Annotated in this window: 24 protein-coding genes and 1 pseudogene; 8 read left to right on the forward strand and 17 right to left on the reverse strand. The window is 73.4% G+C overall.

The window, feature by feature from the left end; genetic code table 11:
* Window positions 1–450 precede the first annotated feature (450 nt).
* The 9 genes and pseudogenes from ABD353_RS34010 to ABD353_RS34050 all read right to left on the reverse strand — a co-directional run bounded on the left by ABD353_RS34010 (window position 451) and on the right by ABD353_RS34050 (window position 10,725).
* On the reverse strand, window positions 451–1,344 hold the full coding sequence (locus ABD353_RS34010; protein ID WP_344627561.1) for a metal-dependent hydrolase: 894 nt from the start codon (window positions 1,342–1,344) through the stop codon (window positions 451–453).
* A 147-nt stretch (window positions 1,345–1,491) separates the two neighbouring features.
* Entirely contained in the window at window positions 1,492–2,124 is a 633-nt protein-coding gene (locus ABD353_RS34015; RefSeq protein WP_344627562.1) for a hypothetical protein, read from the reverse strand.
* 70 nt (window positions 2,125–2,194) lie between these two features.
* The gene (locus ABD353_RS34020; RefSeq protein WP_344627563.1) at window positions 2,195–2,980 is read right to left on the reverse strand and encodes an IclR family transcriptional regulator; all 786 of its coding nucleotides are present in this window, start codon (window positions 2,978–2,980) and stop codon (window positions 2,195–2,197) included.
* Window positions 2,981–3,178: 198 nt separating this feature from the next.
* Window positions 3,179–4,639, reverse strand: coding sequence for a catalase (locus tag ABD353_RS34025; RefSeq protein ID WP_344627564.1), 1,461 nt, complete (start codon window positions 4,637–4,639; stop codon window positions 3,179–3,181).
* Between the two features lie 256 nt (window positions 4,640–4,895).
* Window positions 4,896–5,948 (reverse strand): annotated as a pseudogene (gene alc / locus ABD353_RS34030) (allantoicase); the annotation flags it as partial.
* Between the two features lie 11 nt (window positions 5,949–5,959).
* A complete protein-coding gene (gene allB, locus ABD353_RS34035; RefSeq protein ID WP_344627565.1) occupies window positions 5,960–7,327 on the reverse strand; it encodes an allantoinase AllB in 1,368 nt (455 codons plus the stop codon).
* A 150-nt stretch (window positions 7,328–7,477) separates the two neighbouring features.
* Window positions 7,478–8,620, reverse strand: a complete 1,143-nt coding sequence (locus ABD353_RS34040; protein ID WP_344627566.1) for a glycerate kinase — start codon at window positions 8,618–8,620, stop codon at window positions 7,478–7,480.
* Between the two features lie 345 nt (window positions 8,621–8,965).
* Window positions 8,966–9,850 carry a 2-hydroxy-3-oxopropionate reductase gene (locus ABD353_RS34045; protein ID WP_344627567.1) on the reverse strand — a complete coding sequence of 295 codons (885 nt, stop codon included), beginning with the start codon at window positions 9,848–9,850 and terminating at the stop codon, window positions 8,966–8,968.
* 41 nt (window positions 9,851–9,891) lie between these two features.
* Window positions 9,892–10,725, reverse strand: a complete 834-nt coding sequence (locus ABD353_RS34050) for a TIM barrel protein (RefSeq protein WP_344627568.1) — start codon at window positions 10,723–10,725, stop codon at window positions 9,892–9,894.
* A 228-nt stretch (window positions 10,726–10,953) separates the two neighbouring features.
* Here ABD353_RS34050 and ABD353_RS34055 point away from each other — a divergent pair, with 228 nt between their 5' ends.
* The 6 genes from ABD353_RS34055 to ABD353_RS34080 all read left to right on the forward strand — a co-directional run bounded on the left by ABD353_RS34055 (window position 10,954) and on the right by ABD353_RS34080 (window position 15,176).
* Window positions 10,954–11,223, forward strand: coding sequence for a thiamine-binding protein (locus ABD353_RS34055; protein ID WP_344627569.1), 270 nt, complete (start codon window positions 10,954–10,956; stop codon window positions 11,221–11,223).
* Window positions 11,220–11,600 carry a helix-turn-helix domain-containing protein gene (locus ABD353_RS34060; protein WP_344627570.1) on the forward strand — a complete coding sequence of 127 codons (381 nt, stop codon included), beginning with the start codon at window positions 11,220–11,222 and terminating at the stop codon, window positions 11,598–11,600. The genes ABD353_RS34055 and ABD353_RS34060 overlap by 4 nt, the downstream gene beginning before the upstream one ends.
* A 181-nt stretch (window positions 11,601–11,781) precedes the next feature.
* Window positions 11,782–12,306 (forward strand): 2-oxo-4-hydroxy-4-carboxy-5-ureidoimidazoline decarboxylase, encoded by a 525-nt coding sequence (gene uraD / locus ABD353_RS34065; RefSeq protein WP_344627571.1) that lies wholly within the window; start codon window positions 11,782–11,784, stop codon window positions 12,304–12,306.
* A gap of 48 nt (window positions 12,307–12,354) precedes the next feature.
* A complete protein-coding gene (gene uraH, locus ABD353_RS34070) occupies window positions 12,355–12,690 on the forward strand; it encodes a hydroxyisourate hydrolase (protein WP_344627572.1) in 336 nt (111 codons plus the stop codon).
* Between the two features lie 31 nt (window positions 12,691–12,721).
* Window positions 12,722–13,642: a factor-independent urate hydroxylase gene (gene pucL, locus ABD353_RS34075; RefSeq protein WP_344627573.1), complete on the forward strand. Its 921-nt coding sequence runs from the start codon at window positions 12,722–12,724 to the stop codon at window positions 13,640–13,642.
* A 151-nt stretch (window positions 13,643–13,793) separates the two neighbouring features.
* On the forward strand, window positions 13,794–15,176 hold the full coding sequence (locus ABD353_RS34080) for an 8-oxoguanine deaminase (RefSeq protein ID WP_344627574.1): 1,383 nt from the start codon (window positions 13,794–13,796) through the stop codon (window positions 15,174–15,176).
* A 192-nt stretch (window positions 15,177–15,368) separates the two neighbouring features.
* Here the strand turns inward: ABD353_RS34080 and ABD353_RS34085 are convergent, their stop codons facing one another.
* Both ABD353_RS34085 and aceB read right to left on the reverse strand, forming a co-directional pair.
* Window positions 15,369–15,755: an allophanate hydrolase-related protein gene (locus ABD353_RS34085; protein WP_344627575.1), complete on the reverse strand. Its 387-nt coding sequence runs from the start codon at window positions 15,753–15,755 to the stop codon at window positions 15,369–15,371.
* Between the two features lie 140 nt (window positions 15,756–15,895).
* On the reverse strand, window positions 15,896–17,548 hold the full coding sequence (aceB, locus tag ABD353_RS34090; protein WP_344627576.1) for a malate synthase A: 1,653 nt from the start codon (window positions 17,546–17,548) through the stop codon (window positions 15,896–15,898).
* 189 nt (window positions 17,549–17,737) lie between these two features.
* Here aceB and ABD353_RS34095 point away from each other — a divergent pair, with 189 nt between their 5' ends.
* Window positions 17,738–18,529: an IclR family transcriptional regulator gene (locus ABD353_RS34095; protein WP_344627577.1), complete on the forward strand. Its 792-nt coding sequence runs from the start codon at window positions 17,738–17,740 to the stop codon at window positions 18,527–18,529.
* Between the two features lie 33 nt (window positions 18,530–18,562).
* Here the strand turns inward: ABD353_RS34095 and ABD353_RS34100 are convergent, their stop codons facing one another.
* Together ABD353_RS34100 and ABD353_RS34105 are read right to left on the reverse strand one after the other, a co-directional pair.
* Complete coding sequence (locus tag ABD353_RS34100; protein WP_344627578.1) at window positions 18,563–18,874, reverse strand: antibiotic biosynthesis monooxygenase; 312 nt, start codon at window positions 18,872–18,874, stop codon at window positions 18,563–18,565.
* A gap of 133 nt (window positions 18,875–19,007) precedes the next feature.
* A complete protein-coding gene (locus ABD353_RS34105) occupies window positions 19,008–20,156 on the reverse strand; it encodes a glycoside hydrolase family 16 protein (RefSeq protein ID WP_344627579.1) in 1,149 nt (382 codons plus the stop codon).
* An 866-nt stretch (window positions 20,157–21,022) separates the two neighbouring features.
* Between ABD353_RS34105 and ABD353_RS34110 the strand changes: the two genes are divergently transcribed.
* Window positions 21,023–21,352, forward strand: coding sequence for a MoaF-related domain-containing protein (locus ABD353_RS34110; protein WP_344627580.1), 330 nt, complete (start codon window positions 21,023–21,025; stop codon window positions 21,350–21,352).
* 39 nt (window positions 21,353–21,391) lie between these two features.
* On the opposite strand, the gene ABD353_RS34115 is transcribed toward ABD353_RS34110, so the two are convergent.
* From ABD353_RS34115 to ABD353_RS34130, 4 genes are all read right to left on the reverse strand, one after another.
* Complete coding sequence (locus ABD353_RS34115; RefSeq protein WP_344627581.1) at window positions 21,392–22,531, reverse strand: alpha/beta hydrolase; 1,140 nt, start codon at window positions 22,529–22,531, stop codon at window positions 21,392–21,394.
* A gap of 303 nt (window positions 22,532–22,834) precedes the next feature.
* Complete coding sequence (locus tag ABD353_RS34120) at window positions 22,835–23,701, reverse strand: universal stress protein (protein ID WP_344627582.1); 867 nt, start codon at window positions 23,699–23,701, stop codon at window positions 22,835–22,837.
* A 112-nt stretch (window positions 23,702–23,813) separates the two neighbouring features.
* The gene (locus ABD353_RS34125) at window positions 23,814–24,683 is read right to left on the reverse strand and encodes a phosphotriesterase family protein (protein WP_344627583.1); all 870 of its coding nucleotides are present in this window, start codon (window positions 24,681–24,683) and stop codon (window positions 23,814–23,816) included.
* 1 nt (window position 24,684) lies between these two features.
* Window positions 24,685–25,057, reverse strand: a 373-nt coding sequence (locus ABD353_RS34130; RefSeq protein WP_344627584.1) for a DUF4865 family protein, incomplete at its 5' end; no start/stop codon positions are given.

Below are 25,057 nucleotides of genomic sequence, written 5' to 3' on the forward strand. Positions count from 1 at the left end.
GCCGGTCACGCCTGCTCCGGCGGGTGCTGCGCGGCCCACCGTTCGGCGAGGGCGGGGGGGGGGGGCGGGGGCCGGCCTGCGGGGACTGCGGCGCAGCCCGGGACTGCCGAGCGCCGGACTGTAGCGGTCTCCGAACGCGGTGAGCCACCGCATGAACCGGTCGTCCCGGGGACGGCCGTACAGGTCGGGCGGCGGAGTGACGAGATCCATCGGTGGCGGCTCCGTGGCAGGTCGGAATCGGTACGTAGGGGGATTGACTCACCCAGGGGGCAACTCCCCGGGGGCGCGTGGGGGCACCTCCCGGCCGAAGGCTGGGGCGAGAACTGCGCAATTCGGATGCGGGTCACTGCACGGACCAGGGGCCGGCCCGAATCCGCACGGACAGCCACCCCCGGACTGCGCAGTTCCCCGCGCCCCTGGGGTTGCCTGCGCCCCTTGGGGGTTGCGCCCTCAGTGGGTGGCGGCTGCGCGGGCGGCCGGGGAGGTGGCGAGGTAGCCGAGGGCCTGGCTGGAGGAGCCCTCCTGGGTGGGGTGGTAGCCGGGCTTGAAGTAGCGGGCGGCGGAGCGGGCCATCGCCTTCGGGTCGGGCAGCAGTCCGCGGCGGGCCTGCACCTGCGCCTCCCGCCAGGTCGGCCGGATCCGGCCGCGGAGTTCGGGGTCGGCGGCGAGCAGGAACCGGACGCCCCGCACCCACAGGTGCACCAGCAGCGGCCCGGAGACGAGCATCCCCCGCATCCGCCGCAGGTAGCCGGGGTCGAGGTGGACGAGCAGGTCGTAGGCGACGCTGCGGTGCTCGACCTCTTCGGCGCCGTGCCAGCGCAGCAGGTCGAGCATGGTGGGGTCGGCCTGGGCGCGGTCGAGGCCGGGCGAGTTGAGGGCCCAGTTGCCGAGGAAGGCGGTGAAGTGCTCGATCGCTGCGACGAAGGCGACCCGTTCGATGATGTTCTCGCGGCGCCGTCGGCCCGTCAGTCCGGGCTTGTCGCCGAGGACGCGGTGGAAGAGCCAGCCGATCTGGCGGATGTAGGGGCGGGGGTCGAGGCCCTGGCCGAGCAGGTGGTCGAGGACTTCCTGGTGGGCTTCGGCGTGGATGGCTTCCTGGCCGATGAAGCCGAGGACCTCCTCGCGGAGCCGGTCGTCGGTGATCATCGGCAGGGCGTCCGAGAAGACCCGGACGAACCAGCGCTCGCCCTCCGGGAGGAGGAGGTGGAGCACGTTGATGGTGTGGGTGGCGAACGGCTCGTCGGGGATCCAGTGCAGCGGCAGGCTGGACCAGTCGAACTGCACGTCGCGGGGTTCCAGGACGAGGTCGTCGTGGATGCGCGGCGGCGGGGTGGTGCTGGGCATGGGGGAGCCTCCTGGCCTGCTGTGGCGGCTTCGACCCTGGCAACGTACTCGCGGGTAGCAGACCCGGCAAGGGTCTTATCGACATTGAGTCTAATAAGTTTCGCGTCCACCACGCCCCTCGCCCGCCCGGGACGGTGGAGGTGTGGCTCAGTCCGGCACCGGCGGGCGGAGCGCCCCGCGGAGGGCCGTCAGGAAGGACTCGACCGCCAGCCGGGTCATCAGCAGGGCGAGGGCGCCGGTGAAGAGGCCGAAGGCCGTCGCGGCGACGATGGTGAACAGGGCGTGGTCGTCCAGCGAGCCGTCGTCCGGGTCCATCCAGAGCCGGATCCGGTGGCCGTCCGGGTAGTCGTCGGCGAGGCGCCGCTCGGTCAGCTGCCGGCCGTCGAAGGTCCAGGTGTGCAGGCAGCCGTAGAGGTCGTCGAACGGCCCGGTGGGCTCCCGGTACACCTGGCACCCGGTCACGGTGACGCTGACCGACTGCGGGGTGCGGTACCAGTCCCGGGTGCGTTCCGTTGCCCGCCCGGCCAGCTCGGCGCCGATGCCGAGCACGACCAGGAAGAACAGCGCCGCGAGGCAGCCGACGAACGCGTCGGTACCGGCCGGCAGGCCGCCGAGGAACGCCAGCAGCAGGCCCCCGAGCAGCAGGTACGGCGCCGGACCGGTCAGGCGCACCTGCCAGTCTACCCCGGCGGAGTAGGCGAGCAGCGCGGCCGACGGGGCGGCGGCCGCGAAGCCGGCGGCGACGCACAGCAGGCCGAACGGCCGGACCCTGCGGGTCATGGCTCCCCCTCCGACGGTGCCGGGCCGCAACGGCATCCTGCCCGCGGCGGGGAGGCGCCACACGCCCCGGCTACACCGCCATGGCGAGCATCAGCGGGGCTGCGCGCAGCGAGAGGAGTTCGGCGGCGGCGCGCAGGCGGTGGGTCTCGGTGGCGGGCAGGGAGGTGGCCAGGCAGCCGACGGTGGCGCCGGCGGTGACGGGGACGGCCGCGCAGACGGTGCCCAGCGCGTACTCCTGGAGGTCGAGCACGGGGACGGTGGCGGGCTGCCGGTCCAGGCGGTGCAGCAGTTGCTCGGTGTCGGTGATGGTGCGGGAGGTGAGCCGGGCGACGGGGTGGCGGGCGAGGTGGTCGCGGCGGCCGTTGTGGTCGAGCTGGCCGAGCAGGCACTTGCCCATGGCGCTGGCGTGGGCCGTCGCCCGGAAGTCCACCCACTCCTGGACGGCCGGGGCGTGGTCGGTGGCGGAGACGGCCTCCACGCTCAGTTCGCCGTCGTGGTAGCGCGTGAAGTAGACGGCGGCGCCGAGTTCGTCGCGCAGGTCGGCGAGCCGTCGGTGCAGCCGGGCCCGGACGAGCTGTTCGCGGTTCTGCTGGCCGAGCACGGTGAGCGCGCCGCCGAGCAGCCAGACGCCGTCGTCGAAGAGCAGGTAACCCTCGCACTCCAGGGTCTCGGCCAGTTCCTGCACCGCCGCGGCCTGGACGCCGAGTTCGCGGGCCAGCCGGGCGGTGTCGACGCCGTGCGGGTGCCGGTCGACGGCCTCCAGCAGGCGCAGTGCGCGGTGCAGCGGCCCGTACGGGTTCGGGTTCGGGCGGCCGTGGGCGGGGCCGGTCCGGCGGCCCCGGCTCGGTGCCGGCATGGGCGTCCCCTTCCGCTCGCGCGAGTGCGCGGCGCGGCCGCGCACGTCCAGCCTAGCCGCGGAGGGGCCGCCTTGGCCGCCCGTACGCCCGGATGCGGCACGGTTCGTGAGCGTCCGTCAGATTTCGGCGGTTCTTGTGGTAAGGCGAAGGACCCCTCCCCCACTGCCCAGGGGGGAGGGGCCCGGTCGGGGGGCCGGTCAGGCGTCGTCGCCGGCGCGGAGCTTCTTCACCGCGGCCTCCAGGCGGCTGCCGTACTCCTCGTCGGCCGCGTGGAAGTGGGCGAGGTTCTTCTCCACGACGTCCTCGCGGCTCACCTGGGCGAGGAAGCCGGCCAGGTTGGCGATCAGGCGGTCCTTCTCGCCGTCGGACATCAGCCGGTAGAGCTCGCCGGCCTGGAAGAAGTCGTCGTCCTTGGTGTGGGCCGGGGTGGTGTAGGTGCCGGTGTGGCCCTCCAGCCGGACGGGGGCGGCGAGCGCGTCGCCGGTCTGCGCCGGGCCGTCGAAGGAGTTCGGCTCGTAGTTCTTGGCGCGGCCGGCCGTGTTGAGGGCGCCCAGGCCGTCGCGGCCGTAGTTGTTCGCCTCGGTGGCGCGCGGGGCGTTCACCGGCAGCTGGGTGTGGTTGACGCCGAGGCGGTAGCGCTGGGCGTCGGCGTAGGCGAACAGGCGGCCCTGGAGCATCTTGTCCGGGGACGGGCCGATGCCGGGCACGAAGTTGTTCGGCGAGAAGGCGGCCTGCTCGACCTCGGCGAAGACGTTCTCCGGGTTCTTGTTGAGCACCAGGCGGCCGACCTTGACCAGCGGGTAGTCGGCGTGCGGCCACACCTTGGTGAGGTCGAAGGGGTTGAAGCGGTAGGTGGCGGCCTCGGCGACCGGCATCAGCTGGACGTACAGCGTCCAGGACGGGAACACCCCGCGCTCGATGGCCTGGTGGAGGTCGCGCTGGTGGCTGTCGGCGTCGCCGCCGACCACCTCGGCGGCCTGCGAGCCGTCCAGCGAGCGGATGCCCTGGTTGGTCTTGAAGTGGTACTTCACCCAGTAGGCGTCGCCCTGCTCGTTGACCCACTGGTAGGTGTGCGAGCCGTAGCCGTTCATGTGGCGGTAGGAGGCCGGGATGCCGCGGTCGCCGAACAGCCAGGTGATCTGGTGGGTGGCCTCGGGGGCGTGGGCCCAGAAGTCCCAGACGTTCTCGGCCTCGGTGATGCCGGTGTAGGGGTCGCGCTTCTGCGAGTGGATGAAGTCGGGGAACTTGATCGGGTCCTTGATGAAGAACACCGGGGTGTTGTTGCCGACCAGGTCGTAGTTGCCGTCGGCGGTGTAGAACTTCAGCGCGAAGCCGCGGGGGTCGCGGACGGCGTCACTGGCGCCCAGGTTGCCGGCCACCGTGGAGAACCGCAGGAAGACGTCGGTGCGCTTGCCGACGGCCGACAGGAAGTCCGCCCGGGTGTACTGCGAGACCTCGTCGGTGACCTCGAAGTAGCCGTAGGCGCCGGAGCCTCGGGCGTGCACCACGCGCTCCGGGATGCGCTCGCGGTTGAACCGGGCGAGCTTCTCCAGCAGCTGCTGGTCCTGGATCAGCAGCGGGCCGTACTCGCCGGCCGAGGCGGAGTTCTGGTTGTCGGCGACGGGCGCGCCGGACTCGGTGGTCAGGGTCTTCGGCATGAGGGTCCTTCAGTAGCAGCGGTGCGGTGCAGGGGGGTCTGGGGTCAGACGCCGAGGAGGCGCCAGAGGGCGGCGCGGCGGCGGGAGGTGTGCTCGCCGTCCGGGCCGTCGGCCGGGACGAGGGCGGCCGCGGCGGCACCGGCCGAGGCGCGTCCCGGAGCGGCCGGGCGGCGGTCAGCCCGGCGGCCTCGTCGGCGGTCAGGCCGGCCGCGGCGAGGGCGGACTCGGCCTCGGCGGCGGGCAGCGCGTCGAACCAGCGCAGGGCGAGGGCGGCGCGGCCGGCCTCGGTCAGGCGGCCGGTGAGCCGGAGCCGGGCGAGGCCGCCGTCGGGGTAGACGTTGATCTTCACGTGGGTGGCGGTGCGGCCGGTGTCGAACCGGAAGCGGTGCCGGGTGTCGGGCTGCAGCCGGGTGCGGGGCAGCAGCGGGAACCAGCCGGCCGTGTCGGTGGCGGGGTCGCCGCCGGCGGAGGCGTCGTAGCCCACCAGGTCGGCCCAGCCGGGGGCGTTGGCGACGAAGTGGGTGGTGTCCACCTCGGCGGCCAGGACCTCGCCGCCCCCGGCCAGGGCGATCCGGACCCAGTCGTTGGCCTTGTCGCGCCGACGCCGGGTCTCCCAGCCCTCGCCCATGACGGTGGCGCGGCCGGGAGCGTTCAGGTTGTGCGGGGAGGAGAAGTAGCGGTCCGAGGCGGCCTCGGCGACGCCGCCGGTCTCCTGGGCGGCGAGGTCGAAGGTGAGGCCGTCGAGCTCGCGCGGGTCGGGCAGCACCTCGCCGTGCACCCGCAGCCGGGCGACGCCCCCGTCGGGCCAGATGTTGAGCCGGACGTGCGTCCAGCGGGTGCCGTTGTCGACCGCGAACCCGTGCGCGGTGTCGCCCTTCAGCGGGGTGCGCGGCACCAGGTCCGTCCACTCGGCGGCCTCGACCTCGGCGGGCGAGGGGTGGCCGGGTACGGAGGCGGCCTGGACGGAGGCGGTCTCCGGGTAGTTGCCGGTGAAGTGCGCGGTGTCGACGACCACGCCGCGGATCACGCCCGCCGCGCCGAGCCGGACGATCGCCCAGTCGTGGTCCTCGTCGGTCGGGTGCGGCTGGTCGGCCGAGGCGCCGCGGCGGCGGCGGGACTCCCAGCCGTCCATGATCTGGCCCTTGTGGCCGAAGGTGTGCGGCCGGAACTCGGCGGGCCGGGCGACCAGCAGGTTCTCCGCGTCGGCGAAGGTGTCCTCGTTGGTGGCGACGACGCCGGCGCCCAGCCGGCGGGAGGCCAGGTCGACCAGCTCGGTGAAGGGCGCGGCCGCGGTCTTCTCGGTGCTCAACTCGACTCTCCTCAAGGACGGGTGATCTGCCGGCCGAACGGCTCGCCGGCGGTGTCGACCGCCCGGCCGCGGAGCCAGGTGGTGCGCACCGCGCCGGTGAGGGTGCGGCCGGCGTACGGGGTGACGGGGTTGCGGTGGTGCAGCTGCTCGGCGTGCACCGCGAAGTCGGCGTCCGGGTCGAAGGCGACGAGGTCGGCGTCGTACCCGGGGGCGATGGCGCCCTTCGTGCCGGTGAGGCCGACCAGGGCGGCCGGGCCGGAGGCCATCCAGCGGACGACGTCCGCGAGGGTGTGGCCGCGGCGGCGGGCCTCCGTCCAGACGGCGGGCAGGCCGACCTGCAGGGAGGCGATGCCGCCCCAGGCCGCGGCGAAGTCGCCGCTGCCGCCGTAGCGCCGGAGCAGCTTCAGGTCCGGGGTGGACGGCGAGTGGTCGGAGACGACGGCGGCGAACTCGCCGGCCGCGAGGGCCGCCCAGAGGGCGTCCCGGTTGGACTCGGAGCGGATCGGCGGGCAGCACTTGAAGGCGGTGTCGCCGTCCGGCACCTCCTCCGCGGTGAGGGTGAGGTAGTGCGGGCAGGTCTCGGCGGTCACCTGCACGCCGTCCTCCCGGGCCTGCCGCAGCAGCGGCAGCACGGCGGCCGAGGAGACGTGCAGGATGTGCACCCGGGTGCCGGTGCGGCGGGCGGTGTCGAGCAGCCGGGCGACGGCGGCGGCCTCGGCGTCGTCGGGCCGGGAGGCCAGGAAGTCGCGGTAGTGCACGCCGGGCTGCTGCGGGGCGGCGTCGAGGACGGCCGGGTCCTCGGCGTGGATGATCGCGAGCGCGCCGAGCCGGGCCTGCTCGGCGAGCGCGGACTCCAGGTCCTCCTGGGTGGCCAGGTGCGGGAACTCGTCCACGCCGGACGGGGCGAGGAAGCTCTTGAAGCCGAAGACGCCGGCCTCGTGCAGCGCCGCCAGGTCGCCGGTGTTGCCGGGCACCGCGCCGCCCCAGAAGCCGAGGTCGACCCAGGCCTGGCCCTCGGCGGTCTTCCGCTTGGCCTCCAGCCCGGCGGGCGTGGTGGTCGGCGGGACGGAGTTCAGCGGCATGTCGACGATCGTGGTGACACCGCCGGCGGCGCCCGCCCGGGTGGCCGTGGCGAAGCCCTCCCACTCGGTGCGGCCGGGCTCGTTGACGTGCACGTGGGTGTCGACCAGGCCGGGCAGCAGGGCGGTGTCGCCGAGGTCGGTGAGGTGGCGGTCCCCCGCGAGCAGCGAGCCGTGCGCGGCGACCTGGGCGATCCGCCCGTCCTGGACGAGGACGTCGGCCGGGCGCTCGCCGTCCGGCAGGACGACCCGGCGGGAGCGGATCACGGCCGGGGTGGACGGCGTGTCGCTGAGGGGCATCGGGACCTCCGAAACGAGGGTACGAGTGGGGAGTGCCGAAGGCGCGCAGGGGAGTTGGGCCGCCGTCGGGTGCCGGACGGCTGCGAGTGCTCGGAGCCTAGGCCCGCCTTCAACAAAACGTCAATGTAGGAATCCACAAGGGGTTGCGGGCTACCGGCCGAGCAGTTCGGCGGCCAGCCGCTCCCCCGCGGTCTCGGCGAGCTCGCCGGCCCTGGTCATGCTCTCGCCCGGCCGCTCGGCCAGGTCGGTGAGCGCCACGGCCGCGGCGAAGCCCGCCGCCCGCCACTCCGGTTCCGACAGTTCCAGCCGTCCGGCCACGGCAGCCACCCGAACCCCCGCCCGAGTGGCCGCCGCGGCGACGCCGGCGGGGGCCTTGCCGTGGAGCGTCTGCGCGTCCAGGCATCCCTCACCGGTGACGACGAGGCGCGCCCCACGCACTGCCTCGTCGAAGCCCAGGAGATCGAGGAGGAGCTCGATCCCGGGCCGCATGGTGGCGCCGAGCAGGGCCAGGGCGGCGAAGCCGACCCCTCCTGCCGCCCCGGCGCCGGGGGCGTCGCGGACGTCCCGGCCGGTGACCGCCCGGACGGCGTCCGCCCAGACGGTCAGACCTTCCTCCAGGACCACCAGGTCGTCGCCGTCCGCGCCCTTCTGCGGGCCGTACACGGCGGTGGCGCCGCGCGGCCCGAGCAGCGGGTTGTCGACGTCGCAGGCGACCACCACGTCCACCCCGGGGAGCGGGTCGGCCAGCGGTCCGAGGTCGATCCGGGCGAGCCGGCGCAGGGCCGCGCCGCCCGGTGGCAGCTCGCCGCCGTCCGCGTCGTACAGGCCGACGCCGAGCGCCTGGACCATGCCCGCGCCGCCGTCGGTGCAGGCGCTGCCGCCGAGGCCGAGCACGATCCGCTCGGCGCCGAGCGAGACGGCCCGGGCGATCAGCTGGCCGACCCCGTAGGAGCCGGCCGCCAGCGGGGCGGTGCGGCCGCCGGGGAGCCGGGCGAGGCCGGAGGCCTGCGCCAGCTCGACCACGGCGGTGTCGCCGCGGACGGCGATCGCCGCGTCCACCGGCAGACCGGTCGGTCCCGCCACCTTGACCGCGACCCGTTCGAAGCCGGCCGCGAGGGCGGCCGCCAGGGTGCCCTCGCCGCCGTCGGCGACCGGGAGTTCGCGGACCTCGGTGCCGGGGGCGGCGCGGCGGACGCCGGCGGCGATCCGGGCGGCGACCTCGGCGCCCTCCAGGGAGCCCTTGAACTTGTCGGGCGCGACGACCACATGGCCCTGAGCGGGGGTGGCGGGCATGGGGGTGGCCTTTCTTCGGGAACGTCTACGTACTGGCACTACCCAGGTGGGCGGGGGTTGCGCAGGTGCCGCCCACCCGGGGGCGTGGTGGGCCCCCTCTCCGCCGTTCCTCTCGTCCCGCTTCCGACGTTCGAGAGGCTCCCCTCGGCAGGAGAGGGGGCCGGGGCGGCGCGCACGGGCACGACCGAAGTGCCTACCGGGAGGGTGGCGCGCCGCCGGCCTGGGACGACCGGCAGGGGGCGGGCAGGGCCGCGGCCCGCTGCCGGTCGGGTTGCTGCCTCCTGGCGGCGCGGGCACGACCGGACAGGTACACGCCGCCAGGAGGAGTCGGGGGGACGGGGCGGGTCAGACCGTCCGGCCGGAGAGCCGCTCGACGCCGCGCAGCAGGGCGGAGTGGTCGAGCGAGCCGTCGCCGTTGGCGCGGGCGGAGGCGACCAGCTGGGCCACCACGGCACCGACCGGCAGGGCGGCGCCGACGGCGCGGGCCGCGTCGGTGACGATGCCCATGTCCTTGTGGTGCAGGTCGATCCGGAAGCCGGGGGCGAACTCGCGGTTCAGCATGTTCGCCCGCTTGCGGTTGAGCACGGTGGAGCCGGCCAGGCCGCCGCCGAGCACCTCCAGCGCGGCCTGCAGGTCGACGCCGGCGTTCTCCAGGAAGACCACGGCCTCGGCGAGGACCTGGATGTTGACGGCCACGATCAGCTGGTTGGCGGCCTTCACGGTCTGGCCGGCGCCGGCCGGGCCGACGTGGATCACCGTGGTGCCGAGGGCGTCGAGCAGCGGCTTGGCCTCGGCGAAGTCCTCCGCCGCGCCGCCGACCATGATCGACAGGACGGCCTCGACCGCGCCGGCCTCGCCGCCGGAGACCGGGGCGTCCAGGGTGCGCACGCCGCGCTCCTTGGCCGCGGCCTCGACCTTGATCGAGGTCTGCGGGGTGATCGAGGACATGTCGATCACCAGGGTGCCCGGCTGCGCGTTCTCCAGGACACCGCCCTCGCCCAGGATCACCTGCTCGACCTGCGGGTCGGCCGGGACCATGGTGATGACGACCTCGGCGTCCTTCACCGCGTCGGCGATGCTGGTGGCGCCGTGGCCGCCGGCGGCGACCAGGGCGTCGATCTGCGGCTGGGTGAGGTTGTAGCCGGTGACGTGGTGGCCGGCCCTGACCAGGTTGGCGGCCATCGGGCTGCCCATGATGCCGAGGCCGATGAAGGCGATCTTGCGGCTCATCGCGTCGTGCTCCTTGCGTTGGGGAGGTGGTGGGAGGGGGCTCAGCCGGCGCGCAGTTCGCGCGGGAGCCAGGCGAAGCTGTCGGCGCTGACGCCGGTGGAGGGCTTGTACTCCAGGCCGATCCGGCCCTGGTAGCCGGCGGCGGTGAGCCGGGCGAAGAGGTCCTCGAAGTCGAGTCCGCCGGTGCCGGGCTCGTTGCGGGCCGGGACGTCGGCGATCTGCACGTGGCCGATCCGGTCGGCGTACGTCGAGATCACCGCCGCCAGGTCCTCGCCGTTCCTGGCCAGGTGGTAGAGGTCGCAGAGGAACCTGGCGTTGCCGAGGCCGGTGGCCGCGTTGACCTTGCCCACGACCTCGACCGCCGCCTCGGCGCTGAGCAGCGCGTAGTCCGGGGACTCGACCGCGTTGAGGGTCTCGATCAGCAGGACCGCGCCGACGGAGTGCGCGGCCCGGGCGGCGAGGACGAGGTTCTCCAGCGCCAGGGCGTCCTGCTCGGCCGGGTCGGCGCCCGCCACCCGGTTGCCGTAGAGGGCGTTCAGCGCCTTGGTGCCGAGGGAGTCGGCGAGGGCCGCGGCGACCGGGACGTTGGCCCGGAAGCGCTCGCTCTCGGCCGGCACCGAGGCGGTGCCGCGGGCGCCCTTGACGAGGTCGTCGAGGAAGTTGAGGCCGGTGAGCTGCACGCCGGCGTCGGTGAAGGCCTTGCGGAGCGCGTCCAGCTCGGCCTGCGAGGGGTCGTGCTCCTCGCCGAAGGGCCACCAGAGCTCGGCGGCGGTGAAGCCGGCCGCGGCCGCGGCGGCGGGGCGCTCCAGCAGCGGGAGCTCGTTGAACAGGATCGACAGGTTGACCGTGTAGCTGTGCGCGGCGGCGGCAGTCACGTGCTCACCTTCCCTCTCTTCCGTTCCCGACTTCCACGATCCGGAAGGGGGATTCTGTCTGGTGGAAGCTTCGCCGAGGAGCTTCCGGGCCGTCAAGGCCGCCGCAACAATTTGTTGAAGTGGCCGAACGGCGCCGGTCGCACCGCCCGCGGCCTGTCCGATCACCCAGCCGTCCCGCGCACCCGTACGCCCGGTCCGACCCTTGCGCGGGCCGTCTAGAGTGAGCGCGTGCGATTGATGGTGGAGTTCACGACAGAACCGTTCGAGCTGGACGGCTTCCCGGACCACGCCAAGGCCGCCCGCCGGGTCGTGGACGAGGCCGGCCTCGACGTCTCGGTCGGGCCCTTCGGCACCAGCGCCGAGGGCGACGCCGAGCAGGCCCTGGCCGCGGTGACGCGCCTGCTGCGCGAGACCCTGGAGGCCGGGGCGACCCGGATCTCCGTCCAGATCAGCGTGCTCGGCGACGAGCAGTCCCCGGAAGGAGGGGGTACGCCGTGAGCAACGCCATGGAACACCCGCTCACCGCCGCGATAAAGCCGCTGCTGGACGCGGTGGGCGCCACCGCGGTCGAGCCGGCCGAGGCGCGCCCGGACGACGTCCTCCTGGAGTGGGACGGCGAGGCGGCCGTGGCGGTGCGGCTCCCGCACCTGAGCAGTGCGCTGGACCGGCTGCTCGCGGAGATGGTGCGCCAGTTCGACGGGCGCCCGCTGACCGAGCTCGACCGGGCCGAGAAGCAGCACGTGGTCGCCCTGCTGGAGGAGCGCGGGGCGTTCACCGTCCGCCACGGGGTGGAGACGGTGGCCTCGGCGCTCGGCGTCAGCCGCTTCACGGTCTACAACTACCTGAACCGGCAGGAAGGCTCCCGGAAGGGCTGACACCGCCCGCCCCGAGTCTTCACCGCCCGCCGCGCCGGGCCCATTGGCGGATCCCACACGACATCCCCCGGCAATCCGGCCCGCCGCGAAACGTAACCACCAACCGTTCAACAAAGTGTTGACGGTCTGCGGTGGTGGATCTAGCTTGTGCGAGTGGCACCACTCTTCAGGAGGTCCACCCGTGACCAACGAATCCACCGCTCCGACCGCGGACGCCGGGGCGCTTGAGTCCCTGGCGGCGGCCCCGGCCGCCGATCTGCGGGAGACGCTGCTGGAGATCTGCTCCAGCCCCCGCTGGGCCGAGGCGGTCGCGGCCGCCCGGCCGTGGCGGGACCGCACGGCCCTGCTCGACGCCAACGCCGCCGCCATGGCCGTCCTCGACACCGCGGACCTCGCCGACGCGATGGCCGGCCACGCCCGGATCGGCACGCCGAAGGCCGGCGACGCCACCTCCGAGCGCGAGCAGGCCGGCATCCGGGGAGCCGACAGTGCGCTCCTCGACGACCTGCGCGAGGCCAACGCCGCCTACGAGGCGAAGTTCGGCCACGTGTTCCTGATCTGCGCGACCGGCCGCACGGCCGCGACCATGCTCGCCTCGCTGCGCGAGCGCCACCCCAACGACGCCGCCACCGAGCGCGAGATCGTCCGCGGCGAACTGCGCAAGATCAACGACATCCGGATCAACCGGCTGCTCGACGGGGCCTAGACTCCTGACGGTCAGTCAATTCCTGCCATCAGTAAGGTGCTTCAACCCATGACTGGCATCTCCACGCATGTGCTCGACACCAGCCTCGGCCGCCCGGCCGAGGGCGTGCCGGTCGAGCTGGCACTGCACACCGAGGGTGGCTGGAAGGTGCTCGGCACCTCCGCCACGGACTCCGACGGCCGGGCCAAGGACCTGCCGGCCGCGGAGGCGGGCTCGGTCGTCCGGCTGCTCTTCGACACCACCGCGTACTACGCGGCCCGGGGCGAGGCGGCGCCGTTCTTCCCCGAGGTAGCGATCGTCTTCACGGTCGCGCCCGCGCAGCACCACTACCACGTGCCGTTGCTGCTCAACCCGTTCGGCTACTCGGTCTACCGCGGAAGCTAGAAGACCGACCTGGAACCTTAGGAGCCATGCCATGGCCCACGTGCTCGGCCAGAACCAGTACGGCAAGGCGGAGAACCGCATCGTCCGGGTCTACCGCGACTCCACCCGGCACGAGATCAAGGACCTGAACGTCTCGGTCTCCCTGCAGGGCGAGTTCGAGGACGTCCACCTCACCGGCTCCAACGCCAACTGCCTGCCCACCGACACGACGAAGAACACCGTCTACGCCTTCGCCAAGGAGTACGGCATCGAGTCGGCGGAGGCCTTCGGCATCACGCTGGCCCGCCACTTCGTCGAGAACACCGAGCGCGGTGTGGTGCACAGCGCCCGCATCCGCATCGAGGAGTACACCTGGGACCGCATCCGGACCCCGGACAGCTCCGCCCGCTTCATCGGCTCCGAGGAGGTCGGCCACTCCTTCGTCCGCAACGGCCAGGAGGTACGCACCTCCGAGATCGTGTTCGACGGCGAGTCCGTCCAGGTGATCTCCGGGCTCAAGGACCTGGTCGTGATGAACACGACCAACTCCGAGTTCTGGGGCTACATCAAGGACAAGTACACCACCCTCCAGGAGGCCTACGACCGCATCCTGGCGACCCAGGTGACGGCCCGTTGGAAGTACGGCTACACCGGCCACGACGACGAGCCGCAGCCGAACTGGAACCGCTCCTACAACCACGTGAAGCGCCACATGCTGGAGGCCTTCGCCGAGACGTACTCCTACTCGCTGCAGCAGACCCTGCACGCGATGGGCACCCGGGTGCTGAACAACCGCGCCGAGGTGGACGAGGTCCGCCTGGAGCTCCCCAACAAGCACCACTTCCTCGTCGACCTGGAGCCCTTCGGCCTCAAGAACGAGAACGAGGTGTACTACGCCGCCGACCGGATGTACGGCCTGATCGAGGGCACCGTCCACCGCGAGGGCGTCGTCCCGGTCATACCCGTCGCCTGACCGGACCGGCACCCGCCCGCCACGGGCCGGACGGCGCCGCCGCGGGGCCCCTGTGCTTCCCCGCGCCGGCCTCCGCACCCCGTCCGGCCCGCCCCACCCGCCGCCCCGCCCGCGGCACACCCCCAGCCCTCGCCCCCAAGGAGTTCACGCCATGGCAGTCCAGCCCCCACCCGCCGACCAGCGAATCGTGATCGAGAACGTCGCCGTCGCGACGGTGGACGCAGACGACACCGAGTACGCCCGCGGCCACGTGGTGATCCTCGGCAACCGGATCGAGTCGGTCGGCGACGGCCCCGCCCCGCAGTGGCTGGACAACGTGGTGCGCCGGATCAACGGCGAGGGCCATCTGGTCACCCCGGGCCTGGTCAACACCCACCACCACTTCTACCAGTGGATCACCCGCGGCCTCGCCCAGGACAACATCCTCTTCGACTGGCTGGTCGCGCTCTACCCGACCTGGGCCCGGATCGACGAGAAGCTGGTGCACGCCGCCACCCAGGGCTCGGCCGCCGCGCTGCTCAAGTCCGGCTGCACCACCGCCTCCGACCACCACTACGTCTTCCCGCAGGGCGGCGGCGACGTCCTCGGCGCCTCGATCGAGGGCGTGCAGGAGCTCGGCCTGCGCTTCACCGCGCTGCGCGGCTCGATGGACCGCAGCAAGAAGGACGGCGGCCTGCCGCCGGACCACGCGGTGGAGCGGACCGAGGACATCCTGATCGCCTCCGAGGCCGCCGTCGACACGTGGCACGACGCCTCCTTCGGCTCGATGCTGCACGTGGCCCTCGCACCCTGCTCCCCCTTCTCCGTCTCCACCGAACTCCTCAGGGAGTCGGCCGTGCTGGCCCGCCGCAAGGGCGTCCGGCTGCACACCCACGGCTCGGAGACGGCCGAGGAGGAGCAGTTCTGCAAGGAGCTGTTCGGCATGGGGCCGACCGACTACTTCGAGTCCACCGGCTGGCTCGGCGAGGACGTGTGGATGGCGCACTGCGTCCACATGAACGACTCCGACATCGCGAAGTTCGCCGAGACCGGCACCGGTGTCGCCCACTGCCCCTCGTCCAACGCCCGTCTGGCGGCCGGCATCGCCCGCGTCCCGGACATGCTGAAGGCCGGCGTGCCGGTGGGCCTCGGCGTCGACGGCACCGCCTCCAACGAGTCCGGCGAGCTCGGCACCGAGCTGCGCAACGCGCTGCTGATCAACCGCCTGCACGGCCGCCCCGACGCGCTGACGGCACGCCAGTCGCTGCGCCTGGGCACCATGGGCGGCGCCCGGGTGCTCGGCCGGCAGAACGAGATCGGCTCCATCGAGGCCGGCAAGCTCGCCGACCTGGCCCTGTGGAAGGTCGACGGCATCATGCACTCCTCGATCGCCGACCCGGTGGCCGCGCTCACCATGGGCGCCCTGCCGCCGCTGGCGGTGCTGTTCGTCAACGGCAACGCCGTCGTCGAGAAGGGCGTGCTGACCACCGTCGACGAGGACCGGATCGCGCTGGCCTGCGCCCGCGCCGCGAAGGAGCTCGCCTCCCGCGCCTGACCCCCCGCACTCCGGGCCGTACCAGGGACGGTACGCCACCCGGACTCCGTGGCCCCCGGCCGGCCCACAGCGGGCCGGTGGCCGTACGGAGCGCAGCCCCCGGACCCACGGCGAGGGTCCGGGGGCTGCGGCGCGTCGAAGGCCCCGCAGGAGGTTCCTGCGGGGCCTTCGACCGTTCCGGCAAAGCGCCGGTCAGGCGGTGCGGCCGAGGGTGGCCAGGTAGGCCCGCCAGCCGCCGTGGCCGGTGATCTCGCGGTGCACCCCGCGCTCGAGCTCACCGCGGCGCAGCACCATGGACAGGCACGGCGTGCCGTCCGAGAGGGCGATCACGCCGAGCTCCAACTCCGGAGGCTCGCCCGGCAGGACGGCGTCCCGCAGGTGCTCCAGCGGGAGGTCGTAGAGCTCGCCCTCGATCGCCGCGCTGCCGCCCGGGTCGGGCAGCAGGCCGGGGCAGACGTCGCGGACGGAGAAGAAGCGGTGGCCGGGCGCGGTGCGGACCGGGCCGACCAGGTACTCGGCGACCAGCGGGTGGAACGGGCCGCCGGTCATCGCCTGGCCGTTGAAGAAGATGAGCGCCATGGGGAAGTGCCTCCGAACACGGGTGTTCCGTACGGCTCCCGGCGCCGGGGCGGCGGGAGCCGTACGGAACGGTGAATTGCGGCGGACGAGTTCGACGTCCTGGCGGGCGTCGGGCCGCTCGCCCGGCGGATAGGTTGGGGTCAGTCGAGCAGGGGCAGCGCGGGCAGGGTGAGGAAGTCGACGAACTCCTCGGCCAGGGCGACCTGTTCGAAGAGCCGGGCGGCCTCCGTCCAGCGCCCGGCGGCGTAGGCGGCGTCCCCGAGCTCGGTGCGCAGTTCGGCGAGTTCCTCGGCCACGAGCCGGCGGACGAGCTCCGCGGTGGCCTTCTCGCCGGTGTCGGCGAGGACGACGCCGTTGTTGATCCACTGCCAGATCTGCGAGCGGGAGATCTCGGCGGTGGCGGCGTCCTCCATCATGTTGAAGATGCCGACCGCGCCGAGGCCGCGCAGCCAGGCCTCGATGTAGCGGACGCCGACCTGGACGGCGTTGTGCAGGCCCGCGCGGGTGCAGCTGCCGCCGGCACCGGCGATGTCGAGCAGCTGCTCGGCGGTCACGGGCTCGGGCGAGCCGGGCGAGGACTTCTGGTTCGGCCGGTCGCCGAGCACGGCGTCGAAGCAGGCCCGGGCGACCGGGACGAGGTCCGGGTGGGCGACCCAGGAGCCGTCGAAGCCGCCGGCGGCCTCGCGGTCCTTGTCGGCCTTGACCTTCTCCAGGGCGGCCGCGTTGACCTCCGGGTCCTTGCGGGAGGGGATGAACGCGGCCATGCCGCCGATCGCGTGGGCGCCGCGGCGGTGGCAGGTCTGCACCAGCAGGCGGGTGTAGGCGGCCATGAACGGCGAGGCCATGGTGACGGTGTTGCGGTCCGGCAGGATGTAGTGGTCGCCGGCGTCGCGGAAGTTCTTCACGATCGAGAAGAGGTAGTCCCAGCGGCCGGCGTTGAGCCCGGCGGCGTGGTCGCGCAGCTCGAAGAGGATCTCCTCCATCTCGAAGGCCGCGGTGATGGTCTCGATCAGGACGGTGGCGCGGATCGTGCCGTGCGGGATGCCGAGCTCGGCCTGCGCGTGGGTGAAGACGTCGTTCCACAGCCGGGCCTCGAGGTGGCTCTCGGTCTTCGGCAGGTAGAAGTAGGGGCCGGAGTTGGGGTCCTCGGCGCCGCGGGCGATCAGCCGGGCGGCGTTGTGGAAGAAGTACAGGCCGAAGTCGAAGAGGCCGCCGGCGACCGGGGCGCCGTCCACCAGCAGGTGGGTCTCGTCGAGGTGCCAGCCGCGCGGGCGGACCACCACGGTGGCGAGTTCGGCGGCGGGCTTCAGGGTGTACGCCTTGCCGGCCGGCGAGGTGAAGTCGATCCGGCCCTCGAAGGCGTCGATCAGGTTGACCTGGCCGGAGACCACGTTCTCCCAGGTGGGCGAGGTGGCGTCCTCGAAGTCGGCGAGCCAGACCCGGGCGCCGGAGTTGAGGGCGTTGATCACCATCTTGCGGTCGGTCGGGCCGGTGATCTCGACCCGGCGGTCCTGGAGGGCGCGCGGGGCCTCGGCGACCTGCCAGTCCCCGGCGCGGACCTCGGCCGTCCCGGGCAGGAAGTCGAGGGTGCCGGCCGCGGCGATCTCGGCGCGGCGGGTCTTCCGTCGGGCGAGGAGCTCCTGGCGGCGGCCTTCGAAGGCACGGTGGAGCCCGACGACGAAGGAGACGGCCTCCGGCGTGAGCACCTCCTCGGCGCGGGCGACGCGCGGACCGGCGACCGTGACGACCGGGGCGGCGGACGACGCGCCGGCGGATCCCTGATCTGCAGCCATGGGCAGGACACTCCTTGGACGGTTGAGCCAGCACTGGGGGTTCCGATGGGAACTCCCGAGATCCGGACCCCCCTGCGGGCGGGTTCCGTTCTGTACAGTGGAGCCTAGTTTCCGCGATACAGAATTTCAACGGTTTGTTGATGCGATCGGCGGGACTCTACTCCTCCCCCGAGAGCGAAGGGAACACCGGTGGCCAGCACCCCCGCCGCAGACCGGACAGGCACCGACCGCGCCGGCGGCGTGCAGTCCGTCGAGCGCGCCTTCCTCCTCCTCGAGGCGCTGGCCGACGCCGGCGGCACGGCCGCGCTCAGTGAGCTGTCCGCCAGCTCCGGCCTGCCGATGCCGACGATCCACCGACTCATCCGTACCCTCGTCCAGCAGGGATATGTCCGGCAGGACACCGCCCGTCGGTACACGCTCGGCCCGCGGCTGATCCGGCTCGGCGAGACGGCGGGCCGCCTGCTGGGCAGTTGGGCCCGCCCGTACCTCGCGGAGCTGATGGAGGCCACCGGGGAGACGGCTAACCTCGCCGTCCTGGAGGGCGGCGAGGTGGTGTACGTGGGCCAGGTGCAGTCCCGGCGCTCGATGCGGATGTTCACCGAGGTCGGCCGCCGGGTGCAGCCGCACTGCACCGGCGTCGGCAAGGCGCTGCTGGCCCAACTCCCGCAGGAGGAGGCCCGCGCGGTCCTCGGCAGCCGGCCGCTGCAGGCGCACACCCCGTTCACCCACACCGACCCGGCCGAGCTGCTGGAGCACCTCGCGGCGGCCCGGGAGGCCGGGTACGTGGTCGACGACCAGGAGCAGGAGATCGGCGTCCGGTGCATCGCGGTCGCCGTGCCCGGCGCGCCCACGCCCACCGCACTCTCGGTGTCCGGCCCGGAGGCCCGGATCAGGGCGCTGGAGGCGCAGGACGGCGAGGCCGCCCTGGTGCCGGTGATGCGCCAGATCGCCGATCGGCTCGGCCGGGTGCTGGCGCCCTGACGGGACGCCAGCACCCGTGGCCGGACGGGGGGTTCAGTGCATACTGAGCTCCCCGACCTGCACGATCACCACCTCGTGCACGGTGAGCTCCGGCTCGGTGCCGACCGCCCGGAAGATCCTCGGCGCGGCCGGCCGTTCCGGCGCGTTGCGGACGGCCTCCAGGGCCGCCATGTCCCGCCACAGGCTCTGCACCCGCCAATGACCGGCCGGGCCTCGGAGCAGTTCGGTGCGGACCAGGCCCTCGGGCAGCGGTCCCGACACCAGCTCGCGATACAGGGCCACCAACTCGGCCTCGCGCTCCGGCGCGACGACCGCGCCGACCTCACTCAGAACCTGTTCGGTCATGGCACTCACCTCCGGATCTCCAACGTACGCCGAGAGCGGCCCGTCCGCGCAGCCGCCGAACGGGGGCCCTTCACCGCACACTTGACGTGTTCGCGTGGTCACGCTGAGCTTCCGCGCGCTCCCGGCGGACGCCTCAGCGGTAGACCCGGACGTAGTCGGCGGCGGCGGTGATCGGCTCGGCGCCCTCGGGGCCGGGGTGGTACTTCCCGGCGACCACGGAGAGGTTGAGGATCAGGTACGCCGACCAGCGCTGGCCCACGCCGCGGCCGTCCGACCAGACGCGCTCGCCGTTGACGTACCAGTCGACCGAGTTGGTGCCGTACCGGGTGCCGATGGTCACCCACTTGCCGGGCGCGACGGCGTCCGCGTCGGTGTAGTACTTGGCGCCGCGGCGGACGTGGTTGGTGAGTTCCAGCAGGTGCGGATTGTCGGGGTGGTACTCGAAGCTGTCCACCTCGCTGCCGCCGTTGCGCCAGGTCCACAGCGCGGGCCAGGCGCCTGCGCCCTCGGGGAGTTGGACCTTCGTCTCGACGTAGTCGCCGGCGTGCACCCGGAAGCCCTCGTCGGAGCCCTCGGTGGTGAGCAGGCCCGTCTCCCAGGCGCGGCGGCCGTTCTCCAGCCGCTGCTCGGACCGGGTGGCGGTGAAGACGGCGACGCCGTCGATGGTCTCGACCGCACCCGGGTTCAGCAGGTCGAGCTTGTTGTCGTCCGGGTTGTGGTCGCCGTAGCGGTACGCGCTGCTGCGGTCGCCGACCCACTTGGAGCCCCAGGCTATCGAGCCGTCGAACTCCTCGGACCAGACCAACGAGCCGCCGGGCAGCGGGATGTCGGGGTCGTCCGGTGTCGGCGTCGGGCCGGGCGGCGTCGGCCCGGTGGAGGAGGGCGCGACGGTCAGGGTCTGCTGGGCGAGGTCGTGCCAGGCGTTGGCGTAGTCCTGCCAGTATCCGAAGGCCGTGTACGTTCCGGCCGGCAGGGCGCGGGAGCCGGTGGTGATCGTGACACCGCCCGGGCAGATCCGGACGTTGGTCGCCGCACCGGGGAAGTCCAGGTTGCGCCCGGCCCCGTCACGCACGGCGACGCCGACGGTCCTGGCGGTGATGCAGGCCAGGGAGTGCACGGTGAGCTGCGCGCTCGCAGCGGTGCCCTCGGTCATCCCGGTGGGGGCGAGTCTGTCCTGGGTGACGAGCCGGACGGCCTCGGCGCGGCCGGCGAGCGGCAGGGCGAGCAGCATCGCCGCGGCCGCCGCCGCGCCGAGGCGTGCCGGTCTGATGGAAAGGCGCATGGTGGTGTCCTCGAAGGTGCCTACGGGCGGGCCGAGTTCGGCTTTCGGGCAGGGTCGGGCCGCTACACGGCACGACTCGTCCCCGGGTCGACGCACAAACGGTGCAGGGCGCGTCGACACGCCGATTCGGCTCCCCCGTTCCCGTCCGAATTCTGTGCTCGTGGTGCTCGCGGCAGGCTGGACGGGAATCGGCGTACCGGCCGCGAGGTCCGCAGGGGGCGGAACATCGCGGCCAGAGTAAGCACACGGTTCGACGGCGGACAACTGCTGACTGCTCACCATCTGTCGATGCGTGAAGGATTGATGAAGATTTCATCGCATCCGCCGACTTGCTTGAAAAATAGGCGAGTTGAGAGAATTTGACGGCCATTCGAGTGCAATAGCGGACCACCCGGAATCGCCCCCGATCAACACGCTGAGTAATCGACAGGTCCAGACCATTCGGCTGTCCGCGACACGCCGGAACCCCCGGTCCGGTCACCCGTGTCCGAGTCGGCGTCAATTCCCTTTCAGAAAGGGCGACGTGGTGCGGAACGGCCGATCCGGCGACGGGCGGCCGACCGCGAAGGCCGACGCTCGCCACGGAAATTCGACTACGGAGCATCAGTCGCGGTGTCCAACTGTCGCCCCGGGCAGGGGGATCGGCGCCTTTGCCGGCGGCCGGCGAAGACGGCGGGCGCGGGGGGCGGGATCGGCGGCCGTGTGCTCCCATCGGTGGAGCCCCCGGCGTGTCCGGGCCGGCCCGGGGCGTGTCCTCGATCGCAGTCGGCCGGACATGGTGGGGAACGATCACGGCGTCCGCTAGGTTGAACGGGTGCGGCCGCCGGGGCCGCAGCACCTGCCGAGATTCCGAGGAAACGCCCGAGATGACCGCGCCTCTGCCGGGTTTCGCCGGCCACACCTACCTCTTCCAGGTCGACAACGGCGCCGCCTTCCGGAACTCCTACTCCGCCGACGGCAAGCGGCTGCGCTGGGAGGGCCTCGGCGAGTCCGCCGGGCAGTTCGAGGACGTGTCGCTGCACGTCGCCCAGGTCGGCCAGCAGCTCTGGTTCGTGAGCTGGACGGAGCAGAGCGGGATCACCGTCAGCCACGTGATGGACCTCGCCGCCCTCACCGTGCGGGTCTTCTGGACGTACGAGGGCGAGGGCGGGCGGGTCGGCGAGCTGCACACCGGCACGCTGGAGCAGCTCAGCTGAGTTCGGCGGGCCCGGTCCGCCGGTGCGGAGCCGGGCCGGTCAGGCCCCGGCCACCAGGTGCTGGGAGAGCCACTCGAGCGAGGGCGGCAGCAGCTGCGACCAGGTGCGGAAGTTGTGGCCGCCCTGCGGGACCCAGGCGGTGTTGGCGGTCATCGGCGCCTTCACCGCCTTCTGGAACGCCTCGGTGCCCGGCTTGTAGGTGCCGTCCCCGGCCTGCGGTCCGGCCAGCAGCACCGAGACCTTGGGCTGCGGCAGGTTGTTGAGCCGCCACATCAGGTCGGCCTCGTTGCGCCGCTGCTGGCTGCCCTTGAAGAGGTCGCCGGTGGTCGCGTCCTCGGCGGCCTTGTAGTAGCCCGAGAGGGAGACGGCGGTCGGGAAGACCTCCGGGTGGCGCATGGCCATCTTCAGAGCGCAGTACCCGCCGGTGGAGTTGCCGACCACGCCCCAGGCCGCCGGCTCGGCGGCCACTCGGTAGCTTTCGGCAACCACCCGGGGGACGTCCTTGGTGAAGTAGGTCTCGGACTGCGCGCCGCCGGGGATGTCCTCGCACTCGGTGTCGGCCGGCATGGCCGGCGAGGGCCGCATCAGCACCAGCACGGTCGGCTGCATCTTGCCGCTCTGCATCAACTGGAGGGCTGCCGACGGGTAGTTCAGCCGGGTGATGAGGTTCTTGGCGTCACCGGGGAAGCCGGTCATCACCACGGCCGCCGGGAAGCGCTTCTGGGCGTCGGCCGGCTGGAAGTACTGCGGCGGCAGGTAGACGTACGCGTCGGTGCTCAGCCCGGAGTGCGAGCCGGTGATCCGCACGGACTGGATCTCGCCGGTCCGCTCGGGGCCGCCGCTGCCGCCCTCCACCGGCTCCTTGCCGAGCAGCTGGGCCTTGACCACCGGCACCGCCGCGGCGGGCCGGCCCTCGACCGAGGCCTGGACGCTGACCGGCCCGGTGTCGCCGGTGCCGAGCAGGTCGTCCCAGCTGCTGTAGAAGGCGAAGTAGTTGTTGGCCACCAGGCCGATCGCGCAGAGCACCGCGAGCTGGGTGGTCAGCAGGGCGGCGATCCGGCCGAGCACCGCCGTCCAGGTCGTCCGGGCGAGCCTGGGCCACCACAGCACCGTCGCCGCCAGCAGCAGGACCGCGAGGGCGGTCGCGATCGCCAGGACCGTACTGCTGGTCAGACCCATGATTCCGCCACTCCCCGAGATTCCCGCGTGCGCCACGGCGCGGCCGCCCCCGCGTCCGCGGGAAGGCCCCCGGTGAACGCACGCCGAACGGGGTGCTTCCGGTTCCACCGGGAGGTCGGCCGGTTCGGCGGGCCGTCCCGGGCCCGCTGCCGCCGACCGACAAGTATGCACGTCCGGGCGGTCCCTCCGGTGCACGGGACGGCGCGCACGGCGCTCTCCCGGGCCGCCGGGTGACGCAACTCACCCGCGAGGGTCGTGCATCGGGGCGGGGTCGGCGGGCGCCCGTGTCCGGCGGACCGTCAGTCAGCGCAGCGGGACGACGGCGACCGGGCAGTAGGCGTGGTGCAGCACGGCGTGCACGGCCCCGCCGAGGCGCAGCCCGAAGTGCGCGGCGGGCTGCCGGCGGGAGACGACCAGCAGCGCGGCCTGCCGGGAGGCGTCGACGAGGGTGCCGGCGGCACCGCCGCCGACCTGGCGGGCCTCGAAGGCGACGTCGGGGAAGTCCTCGCGGACGGGGTCGCAGGTGCGGAGCAGCAGCTGCTGGTGCAGCCGGGCCTCCTCGCCGAGCTCGTCCACCATGGGTGCCATGTGGCCGACGTCGGCGACCACCGGCGACCAGGTGTGCAGGGCGCGCACCGACAGCCCGGTGAGCTCTCCGGTGCGCAGCGCGAACCGCAGGGCGGGGGCGTCCCGTTCGTCGCGGACGGCGACCAGCACGTGGTTGCCGACGTGCTCGGTGCCGCGGACGACGACGACCGGGCAGGCCGAGTGGGCGGCGACCCGCAGGCTCACCGAGCCGAGCAGCAGGGAGGCGAAGCCGCCGTGGCCGCGGGTGCCGACCACGGCGAGTTCGGCGTGCTCGGCGGCGGTGAGCACGGCCTCCGCGGCGTCCCGCGGCACGACGTCGCCGGTGAGGCGCAGCGCCGGGTGGGAGGCCCGGACCTTGCCCAGTGCCTCCTCCAGGACGGCTTCGGCGTCGTGCAGGATGAGGTCGGTGACCGCCGATCCGGTGCGTGGTGAGAGCGTCACCGTTCCGGTGTTGACCGCGTGCACCAGGTGGAGCGGGCAGTCGCGGCGGGCGGCTTCGCGGGCGGCCCAGTCGGCGGCGGGCGCGGCGTGCGCGGAGCCGTCGACGCCGACGACGACGCCTGCGGGGGATCTGCTGTTCATGGTCGGCTCCCGGTGTGCGCCGACGCCCGGACGGCCCGCGCGGGCGGGTCGTCGGGGCGGTCGGCCCTGTGGTTCCAGGATGCTCCTCCGCCGGGGTCGTGGCACGGCCCGGTCACCAGGCGAAGGCCGCCGCGGGGTTGTCGGTGAGGACGAGGGCGGCGAGCTCGGGGCCGAGCCGGGGGCGCAGCCGGTGCAGCAGGTACGGCATGCCGGGGTTGCCGCGGGCGGCGGCGGTGGTGGTGTCGCCGCCGAGCAGCAGGCGGTGGGCGTGGCCGGCGTCGGCGAGGGCGTGCAGGCACTCCAGCAGGCGGTGGTCGGTGGCGTGGTTGGCGCGGGAGGGGCCGTCGAAGGCGAGGTAGGCGCCGGAGGCGGCGAGTTCGCGGTGCAGGCCGAGGTCGGGGAAGCGGTTGAGGTGGCCGAGGACCACCCGGTGCGGCGGGACGCCGAGGCGGTCGCAGAGCAGTTCCAGGACGTCCTGGGCGCCGGTGCCGAGTTCGTGGTGGACGCCGATGGGGGCGCCGGTGGCGTGGTGGGCCTCGGCGGCGGCGGTCATCGTCCACCGGGCGTGGGCGTCGAGGCCGTGGTAGCCGCCGGCGACCTTGATCAGTCCGGCGCGGTCGCGGAGTTCGGCGGTGAACAGGGCGGCGAGGTCGAGCCGGCGCAGCGCGTCGGGGTCGTCGTAGTGGGCGGCCTGGTGCAGGCCGGTGGCGGCGACCAGGTGGAGGCCGGTGGTCTCGGCGAGTTCGACCAGGTCGTCGAGGCGGCGGCCGAGCCCGTAGGGCGTCCACTGGACGACGGCGCCCCCGCCGAGGGCGGCGAAGGCGCGCAGTTCGTCCTCGGCGGCGGCCGGGTCGTCGAGCTCCTGTCCGGGCAGCAGGGCGCTGCGCAGGAAGAGGTGGTCGTGGCTGTTGGTGGTGCCGAGGCGTTCGGGCGGGACGGGGCCGAGCACGGTGTGCACGGCCGGGGTGCGGTCCGCGGTCATCTCAGTCCTTGGCCGGCAGGAGGGGTTCGGGTCGCGACAGGTGCAGCACACGGTAGGCGGTGCAGTGGCCCTCGGCGGGCGTTTCGGGCGGGGTGTCGGCCCAGAGGGCGAAGTGGACGAGTTCCCAGCGGGCCGGGTCGAGGGCGACGGCCGCGGTGTGCAGGCCGGGGGCGTCGCCGAGGGCGGCGAGGGCGCGGGCGGTCTCCTCGCCGGGGTCGGTGCCGGGCGGCAGTGACCGGGTGGTGCGGGTGGCCGTGGTGGGCGGGGTGTCGGCGGCGGGGCCGGTGTGGAGTCCGGCGCCGATCCAGTGCCGGACGGCGGGGCGGCCGAAGTCGGCGCTGAGGCCGCGGAAGCCGGGGCCGGTGAGGAAGTCG

Origin of the sequence: Kitasatospora arboriphila (assembly GCF_039528095.1) — a bacterium.
In the GTDB taxonomy this organism is placed as follows: domain Bacteria; phylum Actinomycetota; class Actinomycetes; order Streptomycetales; family Streptomycetaceae; genus Kitasatospora; species Kitasatospora arboriphila.

Excerpts from the sequence above, each read along its gene's own strand:
- ABD353_RS34010 (WP_344627561.1), bottom strand. The coding sequence starts at position 1,344 with ATGCCCAGCACCACCCCGCCGCCGCGCATCCACGACGACCTCGTCCTG.
- ABD353_RS34015 (WP_344627562.1), bottom strand. The coding sequence starts at position 2,124 with ATGACCCGCAGGGTCCGGCCGTTCGGCCTGCTGTGCGTCGCCGCCGGC.
- ABD353_RS34020 (WP_344627563.1), bottom strand. The coding sequence starts at position 2,980 with ATGCCGGCACCGAGCCGGGGCCGCCGGACCGGCCCCGCCCACGGCCGC.
- ABD353_RS34025 (WP_344627564.1), bottom strand. The coding sequence starts at position 4,639 with ATGCCGAAGACCCTGACCACCGAGTCCGGCGCGCCCGTCGCCGACAAC.
- allB (WP_344627565.1), bottom strand. The coding sequence starts at position 7,327 with ATGCCCCTCAGCGACACGCCGTCCACCCCGGCCGTGATCCGCTCCCGC.
- ABD353_RS34040 (WP_344627566.1), bottom strand. The coding sequence starts at position 8,620 with ATGCCCGCCACCCCCGCTCAGGGCCATGTGGTCGTCGCGCCCGACAAG.
- ABD353_RS34045 (WP_344627567.1), bottom strand. The coding sequence starts at position 9,850 with ATGAGCCGCAAGATCGCCTTCATCGGCCTCGGCATCATGGGCAGCCCG.
- uraH (WP_344627572.1), top strand. The coding sequence starts at position 12,355 with ATGACTGGCATCTCCACGCATGTGCTCGACACCAGCCTCGGCCGCCCG.
- pucL (WP_344627573.1), top strand. The coding sequence starts at position 12,722 with ATGGCCCACGTGCTCGGCCAGAACCAGTACGGCAAGGCGGAGAACCGC.
- ABD353_RS34080 (WP_344627574.1), top strand. The coding sequence starts at position 13,794 with ATGGCAGTCCAGCCCCCACCCGCCGACCAGCGAATCGTGATCGAGAAC.
- ABD353_RS34085 (WP_344627575.1), bottom strand. The coding sequence starts at position 15,755 with ATGGCGCTCATCTTCTTCAACGGCCAGGCGATGACCGGCGGCCCGTTC.
- aceB (WP_344627576.1), bottom strand. The coding sequence starts at position 17,548 with ATGGCTGCAGATCAGGGATCCGCCGGCGCGTCGTCCGCCGCCCCGGTC.
- ABD353_RS34100 (WP_344627578.1), bottom strand. The coding sequence starts at position 18,874 with ATGACCGAACAGGTTCTGAGTGAGGTCGGCGCGGTCGTCGCGCCGGAG.
- ABD353_RS34105 (WP_344627579.1), bottom strand. The coding sequence starts at position 20,156 with ATGCGCCTTTCCATCAGACCGGCACGCCTCGGCGCGGCGGCGGCCGCG.
- ABD353_RS34110 (WP_344627580.1), top strand. The coding sequence starts at position 21,023 with ATGACCGCGCCTCTGCCGGGTTTCGCCGGCCACACCTACCTCTTCCAG.
- ABD353_RS34115 (WP_344627581.1), bottom strand. The coding sequence starts at position 22,531 with ATGGGTCTGACCAGCAGTACGGTCCTGGCGATCGCGACCGCCCTCGCG.
- ABD353_RS34120 (WP_344627582.1), bottom strand. The coding sequence starts at position 23,701 with ATGAACAGCAGATCCCCCGCAGGCGTCGTCGTCGGCGTCGACGGCTCC.
- ABD353_RS34125 (WP_344627583.1), bottom strand. The coding sequence starts at position 24,683 with ATGACCGCGGACCGCACCCCGGCCGTGCACACCGTGCTCGGCCCCGTC.